The organism is Gardnerella bretellae (assembly GCF_048545135.1).
In the GTDB taxonomy this organism is placed as follows: Bacteria; Actinomycetota; Actinomycetes; order Actinomycetales; family Bifidobacteriaceae; genus Bifidobacterium; species Bifidobacterium greenwoodii.
In genome coordinates this window covers 692-25,110 of the sequence record NZ_JBKQXU010000004.1, presented here as the reverse complement: position 1 = coordinate 25,110, position 24,419 = coordinate 692, and the positions used below count along the sequence as shown (strand labels likewise).

Annotated in this window: 16 protein-coding genes and 4 tRNA genes; 1 reads left to right on the top strand and 19 read right to left on the bottom strand. The window is 42.1% G+C overall.

What is annotated here, in order from left to right; all coding sequences use genetic code 11:
* Positions 1-142 precede the first annotated feature (142 nt).
* From ACJV7B_RS04130 to hisS, 12 genes are all read right to left on the bottom strand, one after another.
* Positions 143-862 (bottom strand): HAD hydrolase-like protein, encoded by a 720-nt coding sequence (locus tag ACJV7B_RS04130; RefSeq protein ID WP_410314335.1) that lies wholly within the window; start codon positions 860-862, stop codon positions 143-145.
* Positions 863-869: 7 nt separating this feature from the next.
* Entirely contained in the window at positions 870-1,217 is a 348-nt protein-coding gene (locus ACJV7B_RS04125) for an RNA polymerase-binding protein RbpA (protein WP_004126876.1), read from the bottom strand.
* 62 nt (positions 1,218-1,279) lie between these two features.
* Positions 1,280-3,913, bottom strand: coding sequence for a DEAD/DEAH box helicase (locus ACJV7B_RS04120; RefSeq protein ID WP_410314334.1), 2,634 nt, complete (start codon positions 3,911-3,913; stop codon positions 1,280-1,282).
* Positions 3,914-3,928: 15 nt separating this feature from the next.
* Positions 3,929-4,267 (bottom strand): hypothetical protein, encoded by a 339-nt coding sequence (locus ACJV7B_RS04115; protein WP_119521138.1) that lies wholly within the window; start codon positions 4,265-4,267, stop codon positions 3,929-3,931.
* Position 4,268: 1 nt separating this feature from the next.
* Complete coding sequence (locus ACJV7B_RS04110) at positions 4,269-6,191, bottom strand: helix-turn-helix transcriptional regulator (RefSeq protein WP_410314333.1); 1,923 nt, start codon at positions 6,189-6,191, stop codon at positions 4,269-4,271.
* Between the two features lie 229 nt (positions 6,192-6,420).
* Entirely contained in the window at positions 6,421-7,860 is a 1,440-nt protein-coding gene (locus tag ACJV7B_RS04105; RefSeq protein WP_419389033.1) for a UTP--glucose-1-phosphate uridylyltransferase, read from the bottom strand.
* A 131-nt stretch (positions 7,861-7,991) separates the two neighbouring features.
* Positions 7,992-9,143: an amino acid ABC transporter permease gene (locus ACJV7B_RS04100; RefSeq protein ID WP_419389032.1), complete on the bottom strand. Its 1,152-nt coding sequence runs from the start codon at positions 9,141-9,143 to the stop codon at positions 7,992-7,994.
* A 5-nt stretch (positions 9,144-9,148) separates the two neighbouring features.
* Positions 9,149-9,826, bottom strand: coding sequence for an ABC transporter permease subunit (locus tag ACJV7B_RS04095; protein ID WP_004137196.1), 678 nt, complete (start codon positions 9,824-9,826; stop codon positions 9,149-9,151).
* Position 9,827: 1 nt separating this feature from the next.
* Positions 9,828-10,661, bottom strand: coding sequence for a glutamate ABC transporter substrate-binding protein (locus ACJV7B_RS04090; RefSeq protein ID WP_419389031.1), 834 nt, complete (start codon positions 10,659-10,661; stop codon positions 9,828-9,830).
* 73 nt (positions 10,662-10,734) lie between these two features.
* Complete coding sequence (locus tag ACJV7B_RS04085; protein ID WP_419389092.1) at positions 10,735-11,505, bottom strand: amino acid ABC transporter ATP-binding protein; 771 nt, start codon at positions 11,503-11,505, stop codon at positions 10,735-10,737.
* Between the two features lie 188 nt (positions 11,506-11,693).
* Complete coding sequence (gene aspS, locus ACJV7B_RS04080; RefSeq protein ID WP_119521134.1) at positions 11,694-13,490, bottom strand: aspartate--tRNA ligase; 1,797 nt, start codon at positions 13,488-13,490, stop codon at positions 11,694-11,696.
* A gap of 88 nt (positions 13,491-13,578) precedes the next feature.
* Positions 13,579-14,979 (bottom strand): histidine--tRNA ligase, encoded by a 1,401-nt coding sequence (gene hisS, locus ACJV7B_RS04075; protein WP_419389091.1) that lies wholly within the window; start codon positions 14,977-14,979, stop codon positions 13,579-13,581.
* Between the two features lie 95 nt (positions 14,980-15,074).
* Here hisS and ACJV7B_RS04070 point away from each other — a divergent pair, with 95 nt between their 5' ends.
* On the top strand, positions 15,075-16,445 hold the full coding sequence (locus tag ACJV7B_RS04070; RefSeq protein ID WP_419389030.1) for a DUF349 domain-containing protein: 1,371 nt from the start codon (positions 15,075-15,077) through the stop codon (positions 16,443-16,445).
* A 59-nt stretch (positions 16,446-16,504) separates the two neighbouring features.
* Here the strand turns inward: ACJV7B_RS04070 and ACJV7B_RS04065 are convergent, their stop codons facing one another.
* The 7 genes from ACJV7B_RS04065 to ACJV7B_RS04035 form a co-directional block, all read right to left on the bottom strand.
* Complete coding sequence (locus ACJV7B_RS04065; protein WP_419389029.1) at positions 16,505-17,638, bottom strand: Mrp/NBP35 family ATP-binding protein; 1,134 nt, start codon at positions 17,636-17,638, stop codon at positions 16,505-16,507.
* 15 nt (positions 17,639-17,653) lie between these two features.
* Positions 17,654-20,425 carry an NAD-dependent DNA ligase LigA gene (gene ligA, locus ACJV7B_RS04060; RefSeq protein WP_419389028.1) on the bottom strand — a complete coding sequence of 924 codons (2,772 nt, stop codon included), beginning with the start codon at positions 20,423-20,425 and terminating at the stop codon, positions 17,654-17,656.
* Positions 20,426-20,479: 54 nt separating this feature from the next.
* Positions 20,480-23,722 (bottom strand): tetratricopeptide repeat protein, encoded by a 3,243-nt coding sequence (locus tag ACJV7B_RS04055; RefSeq protein WP_419389027.1) that lies wholly within the window; start codon positions 23,720-23,722, stop codon positions 20,480-20,482.
* A gap of 75 nt (positions 23,723-23,797) precedes the next feature.
* Positions 23,798-23,873 (bottom strand) — tRNA-Gly (locus ACJV7B_RS04050).
* 201 nt (positions 23,874-24,074) lie between these two features.
* Positions 24,075-24,147: transfer RNA gene (locus ACJV7B_RS04045), tRNA-Val, on the bottom strand.
* Between the two features lie 39 nt (positions 24,148-24,186).
* A tRNA-Val gene (locus ACJV7B_RS04040) sits at positions 24,187-24,258 on the bottom strand.
* Between the two features lie 30 nt (positions 24,259-24,288).
* A tRNA-Cys gene (locus ACJV7B_RS04035) sits at positions 24,289-24,359 on the bottom strand.
* Between the last annotated feature and the right edge of the window lie 60 nt (positions 24,360-24,419).

Sequence of the window (24,419 nt, the reverse complement as noted above, 5' to 3'; positions counted from 1 at the left end):
TAAGCAAATATAAAAATGAGTACTACTTTTTATGTTTTTTTTTGTTGCTTTCTTTTGCGTATTCTAATCTAATTTGACATAACGTACATTATCGGATAAATATCAGGTAATAATATACTAAAAAGTATTATTAAATAATAAGTTAAGCGAAATATTCTAAAACTGCTGTGCTTAATTCGCTTACGTTGTCAATAATCCTGTAAGATCCGTGTGCTTTAAGCTCACCAGGTTCAGCGTAACCCCAAGCGCATCCCAAGCAATCTAATCCGCATTCTTTTGCGCCGTCAGCATCAGTCCAACGGTCGCCAACCATAAGTGCTCTGTCTCCTTGAGACGCATCATAGCCTATTTGATCGAATACGTAGCGAATAACTTGCGCTTTAGTAATACGAGACATATCCCTACTTGCGCCATAAATTCCGTCAATAAGATTATTAAATCCGAAATAATCGCAAATAGGTTTCATTTGATATTCAGGCTTGCATGATGCGGTTGCCAAATAAAAACCTGCTTTGCGCAATTTAATAAGCTGCTCAGGAATGCCATCGTATACTTTATTGAGCAAACAACCTGGGATTTTGCTTCCAGGAACGTTCGGATCGTCAAATGTAGCAATCTCAGAATAATATTTGCGATAAATAGCAAGACCCTGCATCTGCAGATTTTCAGGAACTTTAATTCTCTGGAAGGATTCTAAAATAGACGGTCCTATAAAACGTTGCATTTCAGCATCGTCAGGAATAGGCTGACCTAACTCTTTCAAAGCAAGCTTAGCGCAGGTAATAATGCCTTCGTCAGACTTTGTTAAAGTGCCATCAAGATCTAATAGCACAACATTTCGTGAGATTTTTCTCGAGTCCATCGAGCAATCACTCATAGTCAGGAATCCAGCCTTCGTGATGCATTTTCAAACGCTTATCTAGTAAAGTCTTCAATTCGTCTTCACTACGGCGTTCAAGCAACATATCCCAGTGTGTGCGAGACGGCTTGTTAAAATCGTCGTCAGGACGGTCGTCTTCACCTTCGCGATGAGCAATTGAACCGCAGCGGCACTCCCATTCTTCAGGGACATCAGCACCTTGAGCAAAAGGAAGTATTGTGCGGTGACCTTTTGGGCACACATATGCAACATCCTCGCGTGCAGCAAAATCTACATTATCGTCAGATTCCAAAGATTTTGCACCAATGCTCATACCGCGTAAACTGCGTTCTGCCATAGTATCTCCTTATTTAGTACTTTATAAAACTACCTAATTGCACGGACTAGCTGTTGTACATGTTACACATCCGAATATGCCACGACGCCACGGTTCATAAGTAATGCAGCTTCGTGAGCGTTAGATGCAAGATTTTTATCTACACCGCTTATAGCTTGTAAATACTCTCCCGCTGCGTAAAGCTGGGTGAGTAAATCAATAAGACGTTTTGCTTGACGAACAAAATCGCCTCCAGTATTGTCTGTATTTTGCAAAATGTCGGCTAAATCTGCTCCCTGAGCCCAATCGTACATAATATCAACAGCACCAAATTCAAGCGGTCTTAAAGCTGGAAGATGGGCGTTTGCGCACAATGCGCTTGTTCTAATAAATAGATCCTTCATGCGCGAAACAGTTGTAAATACCGCTCCATTTTGACCACCCGGGTATCTTTTAGGCTCTCCACCTGAAGCTCCCCTAGATTCGTATACTAAAGCAGATAAGCATGATAATAATTCAATAGGCGTAAGATTATTAAAAATTCCTTCACAAATCGCCTCAGCAAAAACAATATCTAGTTCATTATATAGTCTTCGCAACAATTGTCCGCGATCAGTAAGGCATAAAATATTTTGCTTGTTATTATCTTTAGAAGATTGCAAATAATTCAAACTGTACAATACGTCACAAATATGGTCAAAAGTTCGCGCAACAGAACCAGTACGAGATTCATAACGTTCACGCACCTGCTCAAGCTCCTTATGTTCGCGCATCCAATGGTATCCCCAACGTAAATGTTGTTGAATATCTGGGCATGCAGCACAAGGATGCTTTCTCTCTTCTTCGCGAAGCAAAGAAATAGTGTCATCTAGCTTCTTAAAAGCTGCACTTCTTTCAGCATCCGTCTTAAATAAAGTGTGTTTAAGCTTACGACGCTGATCATGCTGAGCTTCTTTAAGTTTCATGCGCAGCTGAAGAAAATCAGCAAAATCTCCCTGTTCACAGTGAAAAGCTTCTTCATATCCACTAAGAGCTGTTTCAAGCTCGTTCATACGACTATGTAAACGTTGGGCTGAAGCATTAGCTTCCCACTGTGCAAATGAGCAATCCAAAGTTGTGCGAGCAGTATCCGCATCGCTTGAATGCAGCAAATTAACAGCCATATTAAACGTTGGTACGAAGCTTGAATGTAAAGGATACACGCGCTTACTAGAAAGTGCTGCAGCTTGAGCTGGCACAAAATCAGCATGATCAACTAATACAGCATGACCAATATCGTCAATTCCGCGTCTTCCAGCACGGCCTGTAAGCTGCGTAAATTCGCCTGGAGTAAGAGGAACATGACCTGTGCCATCAAACTTTACTAGCTTTTCTACTACAACGCTTCTTGCAGGCATATTTAAGCCCAAAGCTAGTGTTTCTGTTGCGAAAACAACTTTAATAAGTCCGCGTTCAAATAGTGTTTCAACAATATGTCTAAATAATGCAATCATTCCAGCATGATGAGCTGCAAAACCTTGTTCAAGTGAAAACCTGAATCTTTCAAAAGAAAGTGCATGCAAGTCTTCTTTTGAAAGTTGATTTGCAACCATGCTGTCAACGATTTTGCGAATTTCATACATTTCATCATCGGAAGTAAGAATTAATCCAGCATTCAAGCATTGCTGAACAGCCTGATCGCAGCCTGAACGAGAAAAAATAAAGTAAATTCCAGGAAGCATCCCTAAGTAATCTAATTCGTCAATAACAGCCCAACGTTTAGGAGTATGTCGGTGAGTAGATTTATCTGACTCGGCCACTCCCCTTCTAACAACACGCTTTTTGCCTTTTCTATAACGGTATTTGCTGTCACTGTATGAATCCTGGCGTCTACGAGCGCGATGCTCCCATTCGTTAAGTTTCCTAGTTAATGCAGGATTTACTCGTTTAGTTTCGTTTCCTTTATTGTCGCGATCATATAAATCCAATAATTCAGGCTCAGTTCTGCCATCTTCCTGAATAACAACATGTCTTTCAAGAGGTACAGGCCTGTGCTCATCTACAACCAAATGTGTTGTTCCACGCACAGATTCAAGCCAGGAGGAAAAATCTTCCACATTAGAAACTGTTGCAGATAAACCAATGATTTTCACAGTTTTAGGAAGGTGAATAATAACTTCTTCCCAAACTGCTCCACGGAATTTGTCTGCAAGATAATGAATTTCGTCAAGAATTACAAAGCCAAGAGAATTAAGCGTAATAGAGTTTTCATACAGCATATTGCGCAAAACTTCAGTTGTCATAACAACAATATCTGCTTCAGGATTTACAGATGTGTCTCCTGTTAGTAAACCAACATTTTTAGAACCGTATTGTTCGCAAAAATCATGATATTTTTGATTACTTAAAGCTTTTATTGGCGTAGTGTAAAAGGCTTTTACGTTACGCTGTTGAGCTAAAAATACTGCAAAATCTGCAACAACAGTTTTTCCTGCACCTGTAGGAGCAGCAACTAAAACATTATTTTCAGCTTCCAGAGCATCAATTGCTTCACGCTGAAAATCGTCTAAATCAAAAGGCAAAGAACGTTCAAAATCTGCGGCCATTGAACGCTCATGTTTAATAACTTCACGAAAAGCAGCAAAACGTTGAGCAGGAGACAATAAAACGTCACCATTTTTGCAGTTATCTGTTTGTGAATTATGCAAAATATGCCCCGCTCTATCTTTATTGTTCAAATTGTTTTATGAGCTTTATAGTTTAATATCTTCTTCTCGAAGAGATTTTTCATCCCAGTGCTGCCATATTTTACGATGATTTTCGCGAATTTTTTGATGGCGTTCAAGCACTTTTTCTCTGGTTTTTTCATAACGTTCTGCAGCTTTTTGAATAGGCAGAGTAAAAAGAGGATCTTTAGGCTCGTCGTCGTTTTCATTAGACTCGTTCAAAGCTTCAAACTTAGAGGCTGCACTATCTGTAAAGTTAACGCAAGTCCTAGCTAGTTTTATTGCGCTTAAAACAACTACCACTACTCCGGCGGCAATCATGCACAGCATAAACACTGTAATGACTAGCCAAATCCACCATGGCATATTACTCCTCCGAGTTCGTGCTATCAGCGTGATTAACGCTTAATTCACGCTGTGCGCGGGCAATAATCATACTGCGCAATGTTTCTGGAGCAACAGCAGTAATGTGGCGAGCATGAGCAATACAGAATGCAACGAACCAAGAATCTGAAGAAACCGTAAGATGAACCTCAACCCCGTTTCCGCAAGGTTTAATAGTAGCTCCAGATAAATTCTTTAAGAAATTAAGCTCTGTTTCGTCAGTAGTGAAGCAGGTTTCAGTACCATTGTCAAAACTCCACTTACGAAGCTCGCTAACTGGAACGTCTGGAATTTCTAATTTAGACACAGGCTCCACAACTTCCGCACGCTCGATTCTAGCTACGCGAAGCACCTGCCAAATTCGAGGTAAGCCATTTGCCTTGTTAATAGTCGTATCTTTAGAAACAAACTCGCGCTTATCTTCAGGTGTTTGATTCTCAACGTCAGTCCAAACGGCAACGTAGTAAACGCCTTCATCAACATAAATTTTCGAAGGAGCCACAACTTTGCGTCGAATACGGCCAGCTCCATCGGTATACTCCATATCCAACAAGGCGGAGGCGTTAATAGCACTACGCACAATCGAGCAATTGCGAGGCTCGATTTCGTAGCCTGTTAAGCTTAGCCAAGGAGTTTGGCCTGGAAGCACGTGGCGGCGAAGACGCTTATACAACGATTCAGCTTGCGCTCGCTGCTCAACTGGCAACAGTAGAGAGTGCGCCAAATAGTTAGCAGATGCAGTTAGCATACTCAAATACTGTTGAGAAATACCGGCAAGACGCTCCAAACCCAAAGAGTTTGTTGCAGAAACAATGCCCTCGTTTTCAAGAAGAGTCCAATCAATGTCAAAGAATTGGCTGCCTGCCATTTCGCCATCGTCGGAAACAGTAGTAAGCGTATTAATATCTTTGTGAAGAATCGTAACGAAACGACGAAGCTCATCCTCATTCTTTGGCTTTCCAATAAAACGCTCAGCTAGTTCGTTTAATGGGAATTCTTCTCCAAGATGGGCAGATAAGAAAAGCATCAAACGCAAACGACGGTCAACTTCGCTACCCGTTTGGAAGGATGAGCCTTTCTTTGCGTGAGATTTATCTGCTTCAGAATCTTGAGCTTCAGTATTCTGCAAAGGTGCTTCGTTATTTTCTTCGCTATTAAGTTTGTTATTTTCGTTGCATGCTGCAAAATCTACAGCTGCGTGCAAGCGACGGTGGAAAGCGTCAACTGCCTCTTGTGGGCTTACAACGCTTGAGCCTGGATGCTCTAGCACAAACATCGCTAAATCGTCTGCATCTGTATAAGCAACGTTTAAGTGTTCTCCGTCAACGTCAACTGTTGCCGCAAAACGACGAGAATCAATAACTTTCACCAAAGAATCAGGAAGCATTTGAGTACCTAAACCAGGCGCAATAGAATCCAAACCTAATCCAGGAATAGGAGTTTGAGGAACTCGTGGAGCTGTGCGAGAAGTACGCTGTTGCTCGTGCTGATCCGATTCAATAGAAGAAATAGACATTGAGCGAGCAAGATAATTTGCCGCTGCTAACACTGGCAATTCAGATTGGTCAAAACGTAAACGCACGCGAGGCTCATCGCCTAATTGCAAACGATATGAAGCAAAGTCTTGACCTTCGGACTTCGATGAGTATTCAGGCTGCCTAGACTCGATTGCAATTCCCATAGCAGCTAGTTTTGCGCGATCTCGCTGGAATTGTTTTGCGAATGCTGCTTTGGCTGCTTGGTCAGCAAGCTCACCATAAGAATCTGCGTATGCTTTAACGCGTTGTGCAATTTGCCGCGAAGTCAGCCATTGCGGGAATGCGGAAGACAATACAGCGAGCACATCGAGCTCGTGTTTGCCCCATTTGTCGGAAAAACGTCGCCTTCCGTTGCTTCCTTCTACCATTGGTCCTCACGTATCATGTTTGAAATCTGTTTACTTATGTGTAAGTGCATGCAAAACTCACAAAATGCGGTTTTATTTGCGTTGCACTATTACACAACCTTTTCTATTTTAATGGTGTTTTGCGGTACGTGTGGACATTTTTTGAAAAAAGTTACAATAATTCTATATTTTTTGTTCACACAAACACAAACAACGTTGAAAATACGCCATTTTTTCGCGACACGCCATACTAAACCCATGAATCTGGTTCAATTCCTTGCGGTCCAACAAATTCTCCATTTGGAACATAACTTGGCTCACCAGTGTCTTCTAATACTGCATCAGCAAACATTGATACCTGGTTGCCAAAAGTCCAATCTCCTCTAATAGTAACCGATTTTGCAGCAGCTAAAGCTGGTACTGAGTATGGGAATCTCTCGTCAAAATCGTTTATGTTCTTGTAATAGCGTGGATCCAAATCAATATCTGGGAATATGTAATTTCCATCTTCCATCTCGTAAGAATCAGTAAGATGGAATCTGTCGGATCGCATAATAAACAAGTCATTTGTGGTTTTAACAGGCAAGAAACGCATACGGTCTACTTCCACGCAAAGTGCTTCGTCAAAAAGCGATGCAACAGCGCCCATTGCTGTTTCTAATTGAACTACTGGAGTGCTTGTTTCGTCAGTTGGGTCAACTGTCTTTCTGTTACAAATAACAGGAAGTGGCAAAATTCCATCATGTTCTTCCAGCTTTTTTTGCAACGCGTCAACACGAACCCAAATATTATTCGTATTAAAATATGGATGCTTTTTAATACTTTGCGCACTTCTGCGATCTTCCGGATGAACCTGTGTCATTTCGCGAAGCATTAATCTTCCAGTTTGAGCATCTCGAACAATATGCCCACCTTTTCGATCAGATTGGGTTCGTTTTGCAACTTCAATCATGATTGGAGCGCCAGTATTTTCAAAATGCTGTGCAAGTGTTCTTGAAGGTCTTGCGCCTAAGTTGTCGGAATTTGAGATAAACAAATACTCAATACCGTGCTCTTTTAAAGTTTGTAATAATTTAGATTCCCAAAGAGTTGAAAAAATATCACCATGTCCAAGAGGGCACCATTCAAGGCAATGATCTTTTTCGTAAGAAACCGGCTCTCCTGTTTCTTCAACAAGTTTAGGCTCTTGATGCTGAATAATTTCAACTGGAATATCTTCCTGAATAAACTTACGATTGCGTTTTAGAACTTGCAAAGTATCGTGAGAAGTGCGGAAAGAGTTCATAAAAATCAGTGGAAGCTCAACTCCTAAACGCTGACGTGCTGTAAGAACCTGGCCGATAATAATATCAATAAAGCGCATTTGACGAGCTTTATGTCTGCGAACTGGTAGTAAAGATTTTGCGCAAGACAATCCCATAGAAGTTCCCAAGCCGCCGTTCAGTTTAATAAACGCTGTTTTTGCGAATGCGTTCACTGCTTTATCATGATCTATAGTTTCGTAAATTTCGTGAAAAGTTGGAACGCTTTTAATAGGCTCAATTGTGCTTTCGCGAATAAACTCCCCTGAATTATCCCCAGATTTATTTACGCTCCAAACGTTATACAAGTGCTCAAATTGTTCAATAGCAATTTCGCTCATTCCTTGTTCGCGCATCTTTGCAGCGGACAATTCAAACGCGCCATCCATGTATTAGCCTCCTTGTATGCATGTGGCCATAAATAGTTTATGACCCTAATAGTTTAGCTACAAAAAGCGTAGTCAGCAACTAAAGTCACTAACTACGCTTCCTAAATTTTGCTACAAATTTTAGCTACAAGCTAAGCTTTTGGATTATCTTTTTTAATATCTTTATGATTATCCTTTGGCTTATTTTTTGATTTGTTGCCAAAATTGCTTTGAGCATTCTTAAGATTTCCTTCTGTCTCGTCGCCAGTTTTTAAGTGATGCTCATCATAGCCTTGTATGTAGCGAGTTCTACGCCAATGATGGATAGAAGCGTTAGTTCCACGGTGATGGACGTGATACTTACGAGGAGTACCACCATAAGGTAGCTCTTTAACCTCGTTAGCCACAGCCATCTGGTTCACGTTAGAAGGATCCATAATAGCAATTGGTGCAACAGGGTCTGCCTCTGTTGGAGCCGCAGTGCGATTCTTCAAGTGAGCTGGGAGCCATTCTGCAAACCAAGATAGCGCAAGGCAAATCAGGAAGTATATAACTGCTGCCACGCTTAAAGTTTGCAAAATATTAAAGTACATTGATCCAAGTCGACGCGATTCCTGGAGTAAATCAGTGTACATAATAATCGAACCAAGAGCAGTATCCTTCAAAACAACAACAAGCTGAGTTACTGCAGCAGGCATCATAGCAATAATAGCCTGTGGCATTTCGATTTGTGTAAGGGATTGGTATTCGCTTAAGCCTAATGCTAACGAAGCTTCGCGTTGTCCGTTTGGCAGATTACCAACGCCTGCTCTAACAAGCTCGGCAACAACGGAGCCGTTGTACATAATCAAAGCTAGAACTACAGCCCAGTACGATGCCTCTTTCATGCCAGAAAGTGCAAATGCTCTCCACAAGAAAATCATAAGCATTAATACTGGTACGGCTCGGCAGAACTCAACTATTACTGCAGAAATACTACGAATAATGAAATTAGGTAAAAGACGGCACAATCCAAAGAATAAGCCGAATATTATGGAACCTACTACAGCAAGCATAGAAGCTTTCAAAGTCATCCATAATCCCGGAAGATAGAAATCAACCCATGCTTCAGATTCAATAGCTGGATTCCACAATACCCAAGAAAGCTGGTTTTCTCCTTCTGGTGGATTGCTAAGTCGCATTAGTACAGCAATAACGAATACAGCAAACACGCAGGCTGCAATAATATTTGCTACTCGAATCTTCCTAAGAGCTTTAGGACCTGGAGCGTCAAATAATAACGATTGTTCACGTTGTTTAGCCATCACTATCACCTTCTTACAGCAAGCTTGTTAGACAGATACGTTGTCAAAATTCCAATAGGAATAATGAGGATGATGTATCCTAAGGCGAATATTAAGAAGATTGGTACGATTAAATCTGCGTGCTTCTCAATCATTTCGCTCATCATTGTTGAAGTTTCTGTTGCAACAGATGCTGCTGCAGCAACTGTAGAATTTTTAAGCAATGCAATAAAAGTGTTACCCAAAGGTGCAACAGAGCCGCAGAATGTTTGTGGCAAAATTATTTGCGTTGCCGACTGGAAGAAGTTTAATCCAAGAGCGCGGCAGGCTTCAGCTTGACCAACCGGAACAGTGTTAAGTCCGGATCTTAAAGATTCGCACACAAACGCTGCCGTATATAGTGATAATCCAGCAATTGCAAGCCAGAAGAAATTCACTTCAAAAATTGGTGAGAAACCAAGCTTAAGCTGAGCGTACACGCCTAACACCATGAAAACCATGATGATTGTAAGAGGCATGTTTTTGAAAAGCTCAACATAGGCGGTTGCAACCATGCGCAAAGAAGCCACAGGGCAAATGCGCATCGTAACAAGTATTACACCAATTATTGTTGAAAACAGTACACTCCATAAGGTGATTTCAATATTGACCAAGAATGCTCCTGGAATATTGTAGGAGGTAAAAAGTTGCACGAAATCTTGCATATTACATCTCCCCCTCTTGAGGAATTGGCGGATTATACTTTGCGTTTGGCTTAAAACCAGTTCCGCGCAAATTATCGTCTAGAGCTCGCTTCCAAGATCCGTTACGAATCATGTCTTTTAATGCGGCGTTAATTTTCTTAGCTAAGCTAGTATTTCCTTTTTTGATGCCAATTCCGTAATATTCTGCGGTAAATGGCTTGCTAACAAGCTTTAAACGGCCTCTAGAAGCTGTAGCTAGGCCAGCAAGAATAATATCGTCGGTAGTTACAGCATCCACAATGCCTGAGAATAATGCAGTTGCACATTCCGCGTAGCCTGGCTGTTGCATAAGTTGTACTTTTGAAGAGAACTTTTCTTTAACAACTATTGCGGATGTTGAACCAGATACTGAGCATAAACGCTTACCGTCTAAATCGTTCGGGCCATTTACTTTATGCTCGCCTTTGCGAACTAGCAAATCTTGGCCGGCAATAAAGTAAGGTCCTGCAAACGAAACCATTTTCTTGCGAGCGTCAGTAATGGAATATGTTGCAACAATCATATCGACATCACCGTTTTGAAGCATTGTTTCACGCTGCTTAGATGGTGATTCTTTCCATACGATTTGATCTTCTGAATAGCCGAGCTTTTTGGCAACATACTTAGCAACGTCAACGTCGAAACCAACGTAAGTTCCTGATTTTTTGAAACCCATACCAGGCTGATCGAATTTAATACCAATGCGTATTACTTTTTTACCATCGCTACGATCGCAAGCTGTAAGCGGCATAACGCAGCATACGGTACAAAGCATCGCTAGTATCGCACGAAAAATGCGATTATGTAATATTTTCATATCTTTTCCCTTCATAAGAACTGTTTTCGCATGTTTTGGCGTTTAAGCTAAAACGAAATTGAAAAAAGCGCTATTAGTGCGTAAGAATCTTGGAAAGGAAATCTTTTGCTCGATCAGTTTTTGGATGCTCGAAGAATTCTTCTGGAGTACCCTGCTCGAGGATTTGACCATCGGCCATAAACACAATTCTGTCAGCAGCTTTACGAGCAAAGCCCATTTCGTGCGTAACACAAATCATTGTCATGCCTTCTTTTGCAAGCTCAACCATAACATCCAGTACTTCGTTAACCATTTCTGGGTCGAGTGCGGAAGTTGGTTCGTCAAAAAGCATAACTTTTGGTTGCATTGCGAGCGCTCGAGCGATTGCTACGCGCTGCTGCTGTCCGCCTGAAAGTTGCGAAGGCATTTTATTAGCCTGATTGTATACGCCTACTCTAGTGAGTAATTCCATGGCAAGAGTTTCAGCGCTTTGCTGATCCATGTGACGAACTTTCATTGGTGCAAGAGTAACGTTTTCAAGAATCGTTTTGTTTGCAAAAAGATTAAATGACTGGAATACCATTCCAACTTCTGCGCGCAAGGATGCAAGCTCTTTGCCTTCCTGTGGAAGTGGATTGCTGTCTATGCGAATATCTCCCGAATCAATTGTTTCAAGACGGTTGATTGTACGGCACATTGTTGATTTTCCAGAACCGGATGGGCCAATAATAACGAGAACTTCGCCTTTATTGACAGTGAGATTAATATCTTTAAGCACATGTAATTTTCCGAAATGCTTTTCGACATGGCTTAATTCTACAAGGGGATTTGCCGCTTTGAGCACTTTAGAAGTGCTATTAGTCATATCCTCGGCGTTTGGATCTGACTTTGATACTTGCTTATCCATAAAAAGAAGTCTAGCTAAGCTGTGTTACGGTTATTTATCGCCACCGTTACGTTTTGTTACTCTTAGGTTACAAAAAAGCCGCTGATTGAGGATTATTAAATCAACAATCAACGGCTTTGTAACAATATGTTACGAGTAGATTTTATTTACTCGTCTTCTTCTGGATCGTAGTCAACGCCAGTTTCTGCACGCTGCTCGTCAGAAATTGGAGCTGGAGCGCCAGTTAGAGGGTCTCTACCGCCGCCAGCCTTAGGGAAGGCGATTACGTCGCGAATCGAGCTTGCGCCTGCCAAAATTGCAGCAGTACGATCCCAGCCCAAAGCAATACCAGCGTGAGGCGGAGCACCGTACTTGAAAGCTTCAAGCAAGAAGCCGAACTTTTCGTCAGCTTCAGCCTTGTCGATTCCAAGAACGTTAAGAACGCGGTCTTGAATATCGTCGCGGTGAATACGAACAGAGCCGCCGCCCATTTCGTTACCGTTGCACACAATATCGTAAGAATCGCTCATTGCATGCTCTGGATCTTTATCGAACTTGTCAATCCAATCAGCAGATGGCATTGTGAACGGATGGTGCATAGAAGTCCACTTAGAATGGCCAACTGCAACGTCGTCGTCATCTGGATCGTCAGTGCGCTTAAACAGTGGGAAGTCAACAACCCAAGTGAAAGCAAACTCATCTGGGTGAAGCAACCCTGCGCGGCTAGCAAGTTCAACTCGCACTGCACCAAGCAAAAGCTGGGAAGACTCGCGAGAGCCTGCTGCAAAGAATACTGCGTCGCCATCTTCTGCTCCAACAGCTTCTTTGAGTCCTGCGCGCTCTTCTTCGCTAAGATTCTTAGCAACAGGGCCTTTAAGCTCGCCGTCTTCGCCGAAGACTACGTAAGCCAATCCCTTAGCTCCACGCTGCTTAGCCCAATCCTGCCATGCGTCAAACTGGCGACGAGGAGTATCAGCGCCGCCCTTAAACAGCACAGCGCCAACATATGAGGCTTGGAACACGCGGAATGGAGTGTTCTTAAAGAAGTCAGTCAACTCAATAAGTGGGTTTCCAAAACGCAAATCTGGCTTATCGGAACCATACTTATCCATAGCTTCCTGCCAAGTAATACGAGGCAAAGGAAGAGTGATTTCGTGACCTGCTTCCTTCCAAATAGCAGCAATAACGCGCTCAGCCATAGCCATAACGTCTTCCTGACTTGCAAAGCTCATTTCCATATCGAGCTGAGTGAACTCAGGCTGACGATCAGCACGGAAGTCTTCGTCGCGGTAGCAGCGAGCAAGCTGATAGTAGCGTTCAACGCCAGAAACCATGAGAAGCTGCTTTAAGAGCTGTGGAGACTGTGGAAGCGCATACCAAGAGCCTGGAACTAAACGTGCTGGAACAACAAAGTCTCGAGCGCCTTCTGGAGTGGACTTAATAAAGGTTGGAGTTTCAACTTCCGTAAAGTCCATATCTTCCAAAGCGTGACGAGCAGCTTTAGCCATGTTAGAACGGAGCTTTAGATTGCGCTGCATAGATGGGCGACGCAAATCAAGGTAGCGATACTTCAAACGAACATCTTCGCTAGGAAGCTTGTTTTCGGACTCGTTTTCCAAAGCAGTAGAAACCTGGAATGGAAGAGCGTCGGATTTAGCGAGAATCGTAACAGTTTGAGCAACAATCTCAATTTTACCTGTTGCTAAGTGGTCGTTCTCATTACCATCCGGGCGCAAGCGAACCTCGCCGGTTACCTGCACAACAAACTCGCTTCTAAGCGGGCGTGCAGTTTCCTCATCATAAATAACAACCTGCACCAAGCCTGTGTTATCACGGACATCAACAAAGGCAACGCCACCGTGGTCACGGCGACGATCAACCCAACCAGCAATGGTTACTTTTTGCCCGACTAATTCTTCAGTCACTTCAACGGCATGATGTGTACGATACGCCGTCTGGCTCATAAGTCCACTTCCTCTACGTTCTAATAATGGTGTATTCATTTTTGTTGACATAAATTGCGTTTAATATTCAAGCAATTTCGCACGAATATTATTTAGCGCAAGAAACTGTCTGCCGGGCATAAACAGTATCCGGTTGCCACGACGTGGCGTCTGCTACCGTCTGCTCGCCAGTAATAATATTTTTTACCTCGTCTTTGGAAGACTCAGACTCGGTGCTGTCTGCTGGGAACCATACGTAAGGAATACCCAGCTTATCTGCATACTTGATTTGCTTACCGAGCTTTGCTGCAGTTGGTGCAACATCTGTTGCAATACCGCGCTCGCGAAGCTTCCTAGCAATCTCATTGCATGCAGGACGATCTTCCTCATTCCAAACTGCCACAAGAACTGCTGCAGGAGAAATTCTAGAAACTGTAGCACCAGCGCTGTGAAGCATGTAAGAAACCAAGCGAGACAATCCAATAGAAAGACCGACGCCTGGATACTTCTTTTTGCCTTGAGAAACAAGATTATCGTAGCGGCCGCCAGAGCAAATAGAGCCTAAAGATGCTGCATTATCGAGGAAAGTTTCGTAAACGGAACCAGTGTAGTAGTCAAGTCCTCTAGCAATCTTCAAATCTGCAACAACAGCGCCCGGACGAATTCGTGCAGCTTCGTCAACAATCATTGCGAGCGTTTCAACACCTTCTGTAGCCAAGGCATACGATTCGTTATCTTCGCTCGTAGAAATATTGTGTTTATTGCATAGAGATTCAAAGCTAGACTTTAGTTCTTCCCCAGTTTTTGCAGTAAGCTCAGCTAATTCTAAGCAGGCAGCAGCTTGAGACTCATTAGATCCGCACTCTTTTATAAGAAGTTTAGATACTTCTTCTGCACCAATTTTGTCTAGCTTGTCGATTTCGCGAAGAACACCTTCAATATCTGTTAAACCAATACCGCGGTAAAAACCTTCGGAAAGCTTACGATTATTTGCGTGAACTGTAGCTTTTGGTAAACCAAATTCTCTCAATCGCTCGAGAGCTTCAACCATAACCAAAGGCAATTCAACTTCGTAATGAGAAGGAAGTTCCCCGTTGCCAACAACATCAATATCTGCTTGAACAAACTCGCGGAAACGACCTTCTTGAGGACGCTCCCCTCGCCAAACCTTTTGCATTTGCCAGCGTTTAAACGGGAATGTTAAATCTCCAGTATGTTCAACAACGTAACGGCTAAGCGGAACTGTTAAATCAAAATGCAAGCCAATTCGTTCTTCCACAGGAGTGTCAGATTCGTGACCAACTTCTTGCAATCTTGACAATAAATAAATTTCTTTACTTGTTTCGCCTTTTTTCAACAAACTTGAACCCTGTTCTACGGCACGCGTTTCTATGCCAATAAAACCGTTTAGTTCAAAGACTTCTCGAAGTGTATCTACTACTCGCTGTTCAACAGCGCGTTCACTAGGAAGCCATTCAGGGAAACCTGATATAGATGAGCCTTGTACCATGTCCACTATAATAGGTGGTGTTGCGGAAAAATCATGGCTTACCGTCATACTTATTCGTAACATTGTTACCGTGCATCTGCTGTAAGGAGTCGACCGTGACCGAACAGACTAAACCTGAAGAAACTACTAAAACTACTACCGCGCCAAAGCCACTTGCTCCATCGCCTGCAAGCTTCGCGCATAAGACTCGTGTTGTTGCTCAAGCACCAACTATTTCTTATAACGAAGAGGATATTAAATCCGCAAAAAACTTTGGCCGTGTTGATGAAAATGGCACTGTTTATGTTACTGAAAACGGTACTGAACGTGAGGTTGGTCAATACTCCACTGGAACTCCTGAAGAAGCATTGACTTTCTACATTCACCGCTACCTTGATTTGAAGATTAAGCTCGATTTATTCGCTAAAAGGTTGGAATCAACCAACGTAAAAGTGAAGGAAATTGATGAAACGCTTAACACTCTGCAAGAAGAATTAGCTGAGCCTGCAGCCGTTGGTGACCTTGCTGCTTTGCGTGCGCGACACGCCGAGCTTAAAGCAAAGGGAGATGAAAAGAAAGAAGAAATTGCAAAAGCTCGTAAAGAGGCTCTTGAAAAAGCTTTGACAGAGCGTGCAAATATTGTAGAACGCGCTGAAGCATTGGTTGCTAAAATGGGCGATTCAACAAATTGGCGCGAGCTTAACGATAAGCTTCGCTCTCTTTTCGACGAATGGCAGGAACATCAGCGCACTACCATTCATTTGAATAAGGCTGATGCAGACGCTTTGTGGCAGCGTTTCTCTAAGGCTCGTTCCGCATTCTCCCAGGCTCGTAATTCTTGGGTTAAAGAACGTGAGCACGTGCGTAATAACGCTAAGCAGCTTAAGGAAGCAATTATTACTGAAGCTGAAAGCTTGAAGGATTCAACTGACTGGCGTGAAACTTCTACTAAGTTTAACGCTTTGATGGATCGTTGGAAGAAGGCTGGTAATGCTGGACGTCAGCATGATGATGCTTTGTGGGCTAAGTTCCGTGAGGCTGCTGACGCTTTCTACCATGCTCGACAGGCTGATCGCGAAAAGTTGAATGCTGGAGAGCATGAGAATCTCGTTAAGAAGGAAGCTTTGCTTGTAAAAGCAGAAGCGTTGCTGCCTGTAGAAAATGAGGAAGCTGCTAAGAAGGCTCGTAAAGCTTTGTCTGAAATTCAAGAAGAGTGGGATGCGATTGGCTTTGTTCCTCGAGAAGATATGCGTCGCATTGAGGCTCGCTTGAATGATGTTGATAAGAAGATTAAGGCTGTTGAAGAGGCTGCTTGGAGAGATGCTGATCCTGAAGCTAACGCTCGTAAGTCCAGCTTTGCTTTGCAATTGGAAGCGCAGCTCGAAGAGCTTAACGCTGCTATTGCTAAAGAAACTGACAAGAAGCGTAAAGCTAAGTTGGAAGCTGAAAAAGCAACTAAAGAACAGTGGCTTAATGCTGTTAAGTAATTAGTTTTATAAATTAAATAAAAATATGGGGTTTCTTGAAAAATCAAGCGGCCCCATATTTATTTTTGATTAGATTCTTCCATTAAAGATTTAGCAAGTTGCACAAAAGTATTAGCAAGCTGTGAATCATCTAACTTGCCGTCTTCGTTTAGAACCGCAGGACGTCCTGCTTCGCCAATTTCTCTAAGAGTTGGGTCAAGAGGAAGCTGAGCTAAAAGAGGAACATTAGTATGAAGAGCTTCACAAAGCTGTTCGCTAACTCTTTTTCCGCCTCCGGAGCCGAATATTTCCAAGCGCTCGCCATTATTTTCAAACCAGCTCATATTTTCAACAACGCCTCGAACACTCACAGGAATTTGCAAAGCCATAAGACCTGCCCTAACCGCCACGTCCGACGCACTAGGTTGAGGTGTTGTAACAACAACAAGCTCAACGTTTGGTAAAGTTTGAGCCACAGCAAGTGCCATATCTCCTGTACCAGGTGCTAAATCAAGCAAAAGAACATCTGGACTTCCCCACCAAACGTCTGAAAGAAACTGTTCTAGCGAACGCTGTAAACGCGGTCCTCTCCACAAAATAGCACGATCAGTTCCAGCAAACATGCCGATTGAAATAAGCTTTACTCCCCAAGAGACAACTGGCATAAGCATGCCGTTAAGATTAGTTGGCTGAGAGTTTACTCCAAACATGCGCGGCAAAGAAAAACCGTATACGTCCGCGTCGATTGCTGCAGTATCGTATCCTAAAGCTGCAAAAGTTGCGGCCAAATTAGCAGTTATAGAAGATTTTCCAACGCCGCCTTTTCCTGAAGCAATAGCAAAAATTTTCGTACGCGTACCAGCTTTGTTAAAAGGATTTTCTCTGCGCTCAGCCTTCAAATCTTCTACTAGTTTTTCTAGCTTATCTTTACTCATTGCGCTAGAAGTAACATGCGCTATAAGAGTTGCTTGAGGATATTTAGATACAGCTTCTTTTACTCGTTCTGTAATAATTTCAGCCAATGGGCAGTTTGGTACAGTAAGTTCAAGCTTTATTCTTACGTTATAAACCGGTTTAGAAGCATCTAAATTTTCAGCTTCACTAACACTAACGCCAGTTACCATATTTAGTTCTGTAACTGAACGGCCTAATTCTGGATCAATAACGCTACCCAGCAAATCGTAAACGCGTGTTTCGAGTTCGCTCGTGTTCATTTATGTTATGATTCCTTAGTCATTAATATCAAGAGAATTTTCGCTAGCTTTTTGTAGAGCTTCTTCCACGCTTCCAGTTTCCAAAAGAACACTAAACTGATTTTCGTTAAGCATTGGAATAGAAAGTTCTTGAGCTTTGGTTGCTTTAGAACCAGCATTTTCTCCCAAAATTACGCAGTACGTGTTTTTACTAACTGATCCTGAAGCTTTACCGCCTCGAGACACTATTGCTTCCTTTGCTTCATCTCTACTAAAGCCTTGCAAAGATCCTGTTACAACAACAGTTTTACCAGCTAGAGTTTGAGCAAGGGATGATGTTTCAACTTTTCCAACTACCCCTACTTCTTGCCAAGCGTGCAAAACTTCAAATCTCCAGTTGCTACTATCTTTTGCTTGCTTAAACCAGTCGTAAACAGCTTGAGCAATTTCTGGACCAACGCCATCAATCTTAGTAAGTTCTTCAACTGAAGTATTTGCAATATTTTCTAAAGATCCTAATTTTGCCGCTATCAGACGCGCTGTTGGTGGGCCTAGTCTACGAATAGAAAGCGCAACTAAAACGCGCCACAGGGCAGCATTTTTGCCTTTTTGGGCTATTTCTTCAAGCATGCTACGAGTAGTTTCCGATGGTCTTGTGTACCACGGAACGTTAATTGTTTCTTTTGCATTATTTGAAGCTCGTTTAGTTTTCCAAAAAACTACTCGAGCATCTTTTGGAACCTGAAATTCTGGATACTTAGAATCAAATTCACTGTTCTGATCCAAAGCTTCAGTTTCAATGTTTTGGCTAGAAGATTCAGCAAATTTTGCTTCAATTGTGCGCGTCCAGAATGCTCGCACTTGCCTCCAAAGACCAGATCCCCCAATTTTTCGAGTATGCTTTTTTAATTTTCCGTCTTTTCCTACTTCTTGCCATTCTTCAACAAGCGGAATTTCCTTCCAAACCATAACATTTTGTAAATCGTTAGCTGTTATGCTAAAAATTCCAGATTCGCTTTTAAGCACAGGAATTTGAGGCTTAGGTAACGTTAAATTAGCAGGAGGAACATAAGGCTGCTGCATTGAGCCTCTTTGAACCACAATCTTATCAATATCTGGGCAGTAAACTTCAGCGGTAGATGGCCTAGAATCTTCAGGATTTGTAAGAGCTAAAGCGGCGTTATCTCCCAAATTCTCAATATCAAAAGCCTGCCTAGAAGCCAAGTGAATAATACGTTCAGTAAGCTGAGCTGGGCAGTTTTCCACATTAGGACAGCGAATATCTTTATCCCCCTGTTTTGCTGGAGCTAATTTTGCTCCGCAAGAAGGGCAATACTCAGGCATAACAAATTTTCGTAATTGGTTTTCACGGCCTTCTCGTGCTTTTAAAACAGGACCAACTAATTCAGGAATAACATCTCCAGCTTTGCGAACCACAACAGTATCGCCAATAAGCACGTTTTTATGCTCAACTTCGTAAGCGTTATGAAGAGTTGTTCTGGAAATAGTAGAACCTGCAACAGTTACAGGCTCAAGGATTGCTACAGGCGTAACTCTTCCTGTTCTTCCAACTTGAACAACAATATCCTTCAAATAAGTGTTAACTTCCTCCGGCGGATACTTATATGCAATAGCCCATCTTGGTGCTCTTGAAGTTGCTCCAAGATTACGCTGCAATGCGCGGTCATCAACCTTTACAACAATTCCATCCAATGCGTGCAAAATATTTGCCCTATGTTCGCCATAATAATCAATCATGTCTTGTATTTCGGCAAAATTAGTTACTCTACGCGTGTATGGAGAAACTGGAACACCCCACTGTTTGTAAAAATTGTATGCGTCAGACTGGTTAAAAGTTGTTTCACTATTAGCATGACTTGAGCTTGATTTCCAACGGAGTTCCCCCAAGCCGTGCGCGAAGAAGCTTAAATGACGAGTTGCGGTAATGCGCGGATCTTTTTGACGAAGCGAACCTGCAGCAGCATTTCTAGGATTTGCAAAAGCTGCTTTTCCAGCGTCTTCCTGCTCCTCGTTAAGCTTACGAAAATCAGCCCATTTCATAAAAACTTCGCCGCGAATTTCAACAAATTCAGGAATATCGTCAGGATTTTCAGCATGAAGCTGAGTTGGTATTGCTTCAATCGTTCTAACATTAAGAGAAATATCTTCGCCTGTTACGCCATCTCCTCTAGTAAGCCCCTGCTCAAGAGTGCCGTTTCTGTAAATAAGATTTAACGCAAGACCGTCAATTTTTACTTCGCATGTCATAGGAAGCGGCTTGGATTCAGGCCATTGCAAATCTCGAAGAACACTGTTGTACCAATCGTGTAATTCGTCAATAGAAAACACGTCATCCAAACTCATCATTCGCGAAGGATGTTTTACCGAAGTAAAATCGTTGGAAAAAGTTCCACCTACGCGGTGCGTCGGAGATTGCGGAGTGTCAAGTGTTGGAAAAGCTGATTCCAGAGCACTTAACGCTCGTATACGCGCATCATAAGCTGCATCCGAGCTTGTTGGAGCATCTTCAACATAGTAGGCAATTTGATCAGATTGCGCCCACGCTGCTAATTTTGCCCACAAGCGTGCAGCCTGTTCAGTGGTAAGAGATGTAGGTTGTAGACTTGAAAGAGCTAAAGCGTCCGCATCGGTAGGTTCTAGTTTATGAATCCACTCATCTGTGTCAACATTAGGATTCCAAATATGAGCATTAGAGTGCGCTTCATCAGTTACAGCTTGCTCATCAAAATCGTCAAAAAGCGTCCATTGAGAGCTTTGTGACGCTGCATCATTGTAAGCAGCACTCATAAAATCCCCTTTCAACCCAAATATTTAGCGTAACCCACTACTCTATTTAGCATTTTAAGCATTTAGTGAACGCAAGAATTGAGATTGCACAGCACCTTCCAAATCTTCGTTTGAAGTCATGCGAATATTAGCAACGCACAAAGTTCTTGCAATAACAAACATTCCTTCATCAACCGTAAGTTTTGCAGCTTTACCAATAATATGGCTGGCTTCAATATTTGGCCAAACAGGAATATCGTCATTCATAAAATTCTGCTTCACATCGTCCATATTAGCCGGAGCTTTATAACACTGCGAGCGCATTCTAGATAGCAGTTCTTCTAGTTCCATTTGCAATGGTTCTATTCTTCCTGGGGCTAAATAATCAGCCATACGATACGCGCTTGCAGCGAGTGCAAACCTGTCTTGCATCCATGCAGCGTACGCTAGTCGATAGTATGCGAATGCTGCATCATCTTTGTCGAAAGATACTCTCAAAGCGTTTAAGCATGCTGCTATAACAGATGGCCAGTCTTCTTTTTGAGATAATTCTGCAGCAAGCTTTAAGTGAGATAGTGCGTATGTTGGAGCGTACGCAACCATCATGTTTAAGTGCTTTAATGCAGCCTCATGCTTATTTAATTGCGAAAGTAAGTCTGCTAGTTCCATGTGCGCGTAGAACAATCCGTCTGGAATAAGTAGTGTATGCTCTTCTGGTGTTGCAAATATGTGATTGTACACAACTCTTTCCGCATAAGAGTTAAAGTAGCGTGGAACAACATTTTCTACGGAAAACATTGAGTCGAATTTAGCAATATTTTTCTCGTATTCTTCTATTGCAGTGCTAATATCGCCTTCCATAAGCTGCTCTTGGACTCTAATACGCATGTTTCGTATGCTTTGCGAAGCTTTGAATGAAAGTTCAGGTATGTCTGTTTCGTCAATAAGAGCTCTTGTTACACTGTCTGCTTTTTCACTAAGCTCAGGATCTGCAATTTGCCCAATAATATTCATTGCCTCTCTAGCTTTTTCTGCTGTAGTTTGAATCTGCTGAGATGCAATATGGTGGAAGTCTGTAACAGCTTGCTGCAAAAGGTCTTCTCTTTGAATTGATAAGCCTTGTGCGTGTGATGTTCCAAGTATTTCTTCTTGTTCTTCGCTAAATATTGTGTCGGAAAATTCAGGCTCTTCTTGCGCTCCTCTAGGCGCGAAGCAAGTATCGTGCATGTCGAATGATGCTTCTACTGAGCCTAAAGTGTAGTCTTCGTGCATGCTCATTGTTGCATTGGACTGTTTATATATTTCTATTGGATTTTGCAAACCATGCGCACGAATATGTTTAATAAATTTTTCGCGTTCAAACGTTACTGTCATTAACGTACGTATTTCTGGAGGCTCGCTAAAAGCAGCTAAAGGATTTGAGTTGGAATCTGACTTAGATTCTGGCTTAGAATCAATTAAAGATTGCACACCTTCAACAACTTCTGCAAGCGGTAAGTGTTGCAAATCTTGGATTTGTGAAGGGTCTCCATGAACGTCACCGTCTTTTGGATCACCTTTTGAAGGTGCATTATTTACATTCATATTGTCTAATGCTTGAATAGTGCGGTTTAGTAGCGTACTGATTGCATTATCTTGTGCTGCAACCATTTCTTCTAAACCAATAGAATCAAGCCTAATTGAAACATGCTGTATTTTCTCGCTTGCACCAAAGGCGAGCGTTGCAAGCATAATGCCGAATCGCAGATTGTAATAGGTTGCCATACGCGACTTTTCAACATTACTTAGCCTATGCCACTTATGCTCTAAAGTATCGTATTTGCTTGTAGGCATTAGCGACGATCCTGTAGAAGTGAAAGCAATCGCCACATTGCCATCGTTTAGATTAGAGCGAAAATCTGCGTCGAATCTAAACGGCATGTATAAGCTTCTAATAAGTTTAGAAAGAGATTGACGGTAAAGCCACTCTCCCGCATCATTCTGCTTCAAAAATGTTGCAGACTGCTGATATTTTCTAGCCTTATTCCATAAGTGAAGCAAAGGACGAATACTATCGTCTTGTAAAGGATTTGCTAAACTTGGCGTATCAAAAGATTCACAAGCATTAAAAGCAGGGTTTTCAATCATAGCGTTATCTATAGCAGCAATGCGCTCTAAGCTAACGTTTCCTTCAAAATTCTTTCCGCCCTGCAAAGAATTAGCTTGTAAGAACTGGTATATTGCTTGTAAACGATTTAGCGCTCCTTCAATTCTTAAAACTTTTAGCGCTGAGGAAGGATCTAATGAATCGTCCCAAATTAAGTAATGTGCAGAAGTTTGTTGAGCTTGTCTAAAATGTAGTCTTTCTGCGCCATGAACAGCTTCTAAGCTTCTAGTTGGATCTAATGCTCCAACCTCTTTCATAACTCGCTCATAGTAGCTTTCTAAGCCGGAAACTTGCAATCCAACTTTTTTTGCGTGCGCAATATCTGCAGCGCTTCTTCTTATTGCGCCAAGAGGTGCTTCAGTATGCAATCTTCTTAGAACGTGCGAATATCCAAAACCTATTAAGTTTTGATTTAAATCTGGTATGAAAAATGTTGCGAAAAATGTTGTTGCAATAGCATTCTCGTAAGTAAGATTACAACGCAAAGAATCAGGTAATTTTACGCGCGTGCTTTCAAGCGTATATCTTTTATGCTTTCCAATTGTGCAGCAAAGCCACGAAGCAACCTGATGCAAACCATCTTCTAAAGAAACTTGCATAACAATATCGCCATTTACTATAGAAATATTGTTGTTGCTGGCGATTGCTGCGCTTTCGTTAGCTAAGTTGGCTGAGTTGGCTGCGTTTTTATTTTTTAAGCACATGCTTGGCAAGCTTTTTAAACTTTGCAAAATATTGCGGAATTTTTTTGAAATATTATTTGATTTAGGTACTTTTAAGCTTCCGTAAAAACGAGTTGTATTTCGTAAAGTAAAAGAAGATTGCTCAATAAAAGAAAGTTGCGGAAGACGTTCAAACGTATCTTCAAGAGTTACTTTGTCACCCGTGTAAACTCTACCTTCTGAATCTGCAATAGCAAGTTGACGAAAAAGCTTTCCATCATTTTTAACTAATCCAATCGAAATGCAGAAGGATTTCCCAGGAATTCTAAACCATCCAACCTGAGTATTAGAAGGAAGGCTTGGAAAATCGGTGAAAATATTATGCTTTGCAAAGTTTGGAATAGAAGTAATTTTGCCTTCTAGCCATAAGGAATTGATGGCATCTACCATTGTAGACATACTATCTTCATTAGAAGTCGTCTGATTGGTAGATTGTACGTCGTCAGCCATAAATTCCCATTCTTTCAAAATCGATGCTAGTAGCAATTATGGAAACACGATTTCATAAACAAAATACTAAAAAAGTGGAGCGGACAACGGGACTCGAACCCGCGGTCTCAACCTTGGCAAGGTTGCGCTTTACCAACTAAGCTATGTCCGCAAAACAAGATGCTATTCTAGTTAATTATTTAATTAAATGCAAATATGGAATGTCGCAAGGCTTGTGGTTTGAAAATCATTGTAATCGGCGAAAATCGTGGTTATGAGATTATAGGGTTATAGGGTTTATAGGGTTAGGTTATAGTCCAAAATCGAGTAACAAAAACAAAAAACGCAGTGCTTTTACACTGCGAACATATTGTGGGTGATATAGGAATCGAACCTATGACCCCTTCCGTGTGAAGGAAGTGCGCTAGCCGCTGCGCCAATCACCCAAAATTTTTTAATTATGCGTGAAAGGCAATCCTTTCGAGTGGGCGATACAAGGTTCGAACTTGTGACCCCTTCCGTGTCAGGGAAGTGCGCTACCACTGCGCCAACCGCCCAGGTTGTTTATTAAGCATGAAGCTTAATCGAGGTGGGTACGAGAGTCGAACTCATCTATACGGCTTTGCAGGCCGCTGCCTAACCGCTTGGCTAACCCACCGTAAGGTCGAATAACTCATCGGACCTAGAGCGGACAACGGGACTCGAACCCGCGGTCTCA

What these genes read in the sequence shown, in the direction of transcription:
- ACJV7B_RS04130 (WP_410314335.1), bottom strand. Translation starts at nt 862, where the DNA reads ATGGACTCGAGAAAAATCTCACGAAATGTTGTGCTATTAGATCTTGAT.
- ACJV7B_RS04125 (WP_004126876.1), bottom strand. Translation starts at nt 1,217, where the DNA reads ATGGCAGAACGCAGTTTACGCGGTATGAGCATTGGTGCAAAATCTTTG.
- ACJV7B_RS04115 (WP_119521138.1), bottom strand. Translation starts at nt 4,267, where the DNA reads ATGCCATGGTGGATTTGGCTAGTCATTACAGTGTTTATGCTGTGCATG.
- ACJV7B_RS04110 (WP_410314333.1), bottom strand. Translation starts at nt 6,191, where the DNA reads ATGGTAGAAGGAAGCAACGGAAGGCGACGTTTTTCCGACAAATGGGGC.
- ACJV7B_RS04105 (WP_419389033.1), bottom strand. Translation starts at nt 7,860, where the DNA reads ATGGATGGCGCGTTTGAATTGTCCGCTGCAAAGATGCGCGAACAAGGA.
- ACJV7B_RS04100 (WP_419389032.1), bottom strand. Translation starts at nt 9,143, where the DNA reads ATGGCTAAACAACGTGAACAATCGTTATTATTTGACGCTCCAGGTCCT.
- ACJV7B_RS04095 (WP_004137196.1), bottom strand. Translation starts at nt 9,826, where the DNA reads ATGCAAGATTTCGTGCAACTTTTTACCTCCTACAATATTCCAGGAGCA.
- ACJV7B_RS04090 (WP_419389031.1), bottom strand. Translation starts at nt 10,661, where the DNA reads ATGAAAATATTACATAATCGCATTTTTCGTGCGATACTAGCGATGCTT.
- ACJV7B_RS04085 (WP_419389092.1), bottom strand. Translation starts at nt 11,505, where the DNA reads ATGACTAATAGCACTTCTAAAGTGCTCAAAGCGGCAAATCCCCTTGTA.
- aspS (WP_119521134.1), bottom strand. Translation starts at nt 13,490, where the DNA reads ATGAGCCAGACGGCGTATCGTACACATCATGCCGTTGAAGTGACTGAA.
- hisS (WP_419389091.1), bottom strand. Translation starts at nt 14,979, where the DNA reads ATGGTACAAGGCTCATCTATATCAGGTTTCCCTGAATGGCTTCCTAGT.
- ACJV7B_RS04065 (WP_419389029.1), bottom strand. Translation starts at nt 17,638, where the DNA reads ATGAACACGAGCGAACTCGAAACACGCGTTTACGATTTGCTGGGTAGC.
- ligA (WP_419389028.1), bottom strand. Translation starts at nt 20,425, where the DNA reads ATGAGTGCTGCTTACAATGATGCAGCGTCACAAAGCTCTCAATGGACG.
- ACJV7B_RS04055 (WP_419389027.1), bottom strand. Translation starts at nt 23,722, where the DNA reads ATGGCTGACGACGTACAATCTACCAATCAGACGACTTCTAATGAAGAT.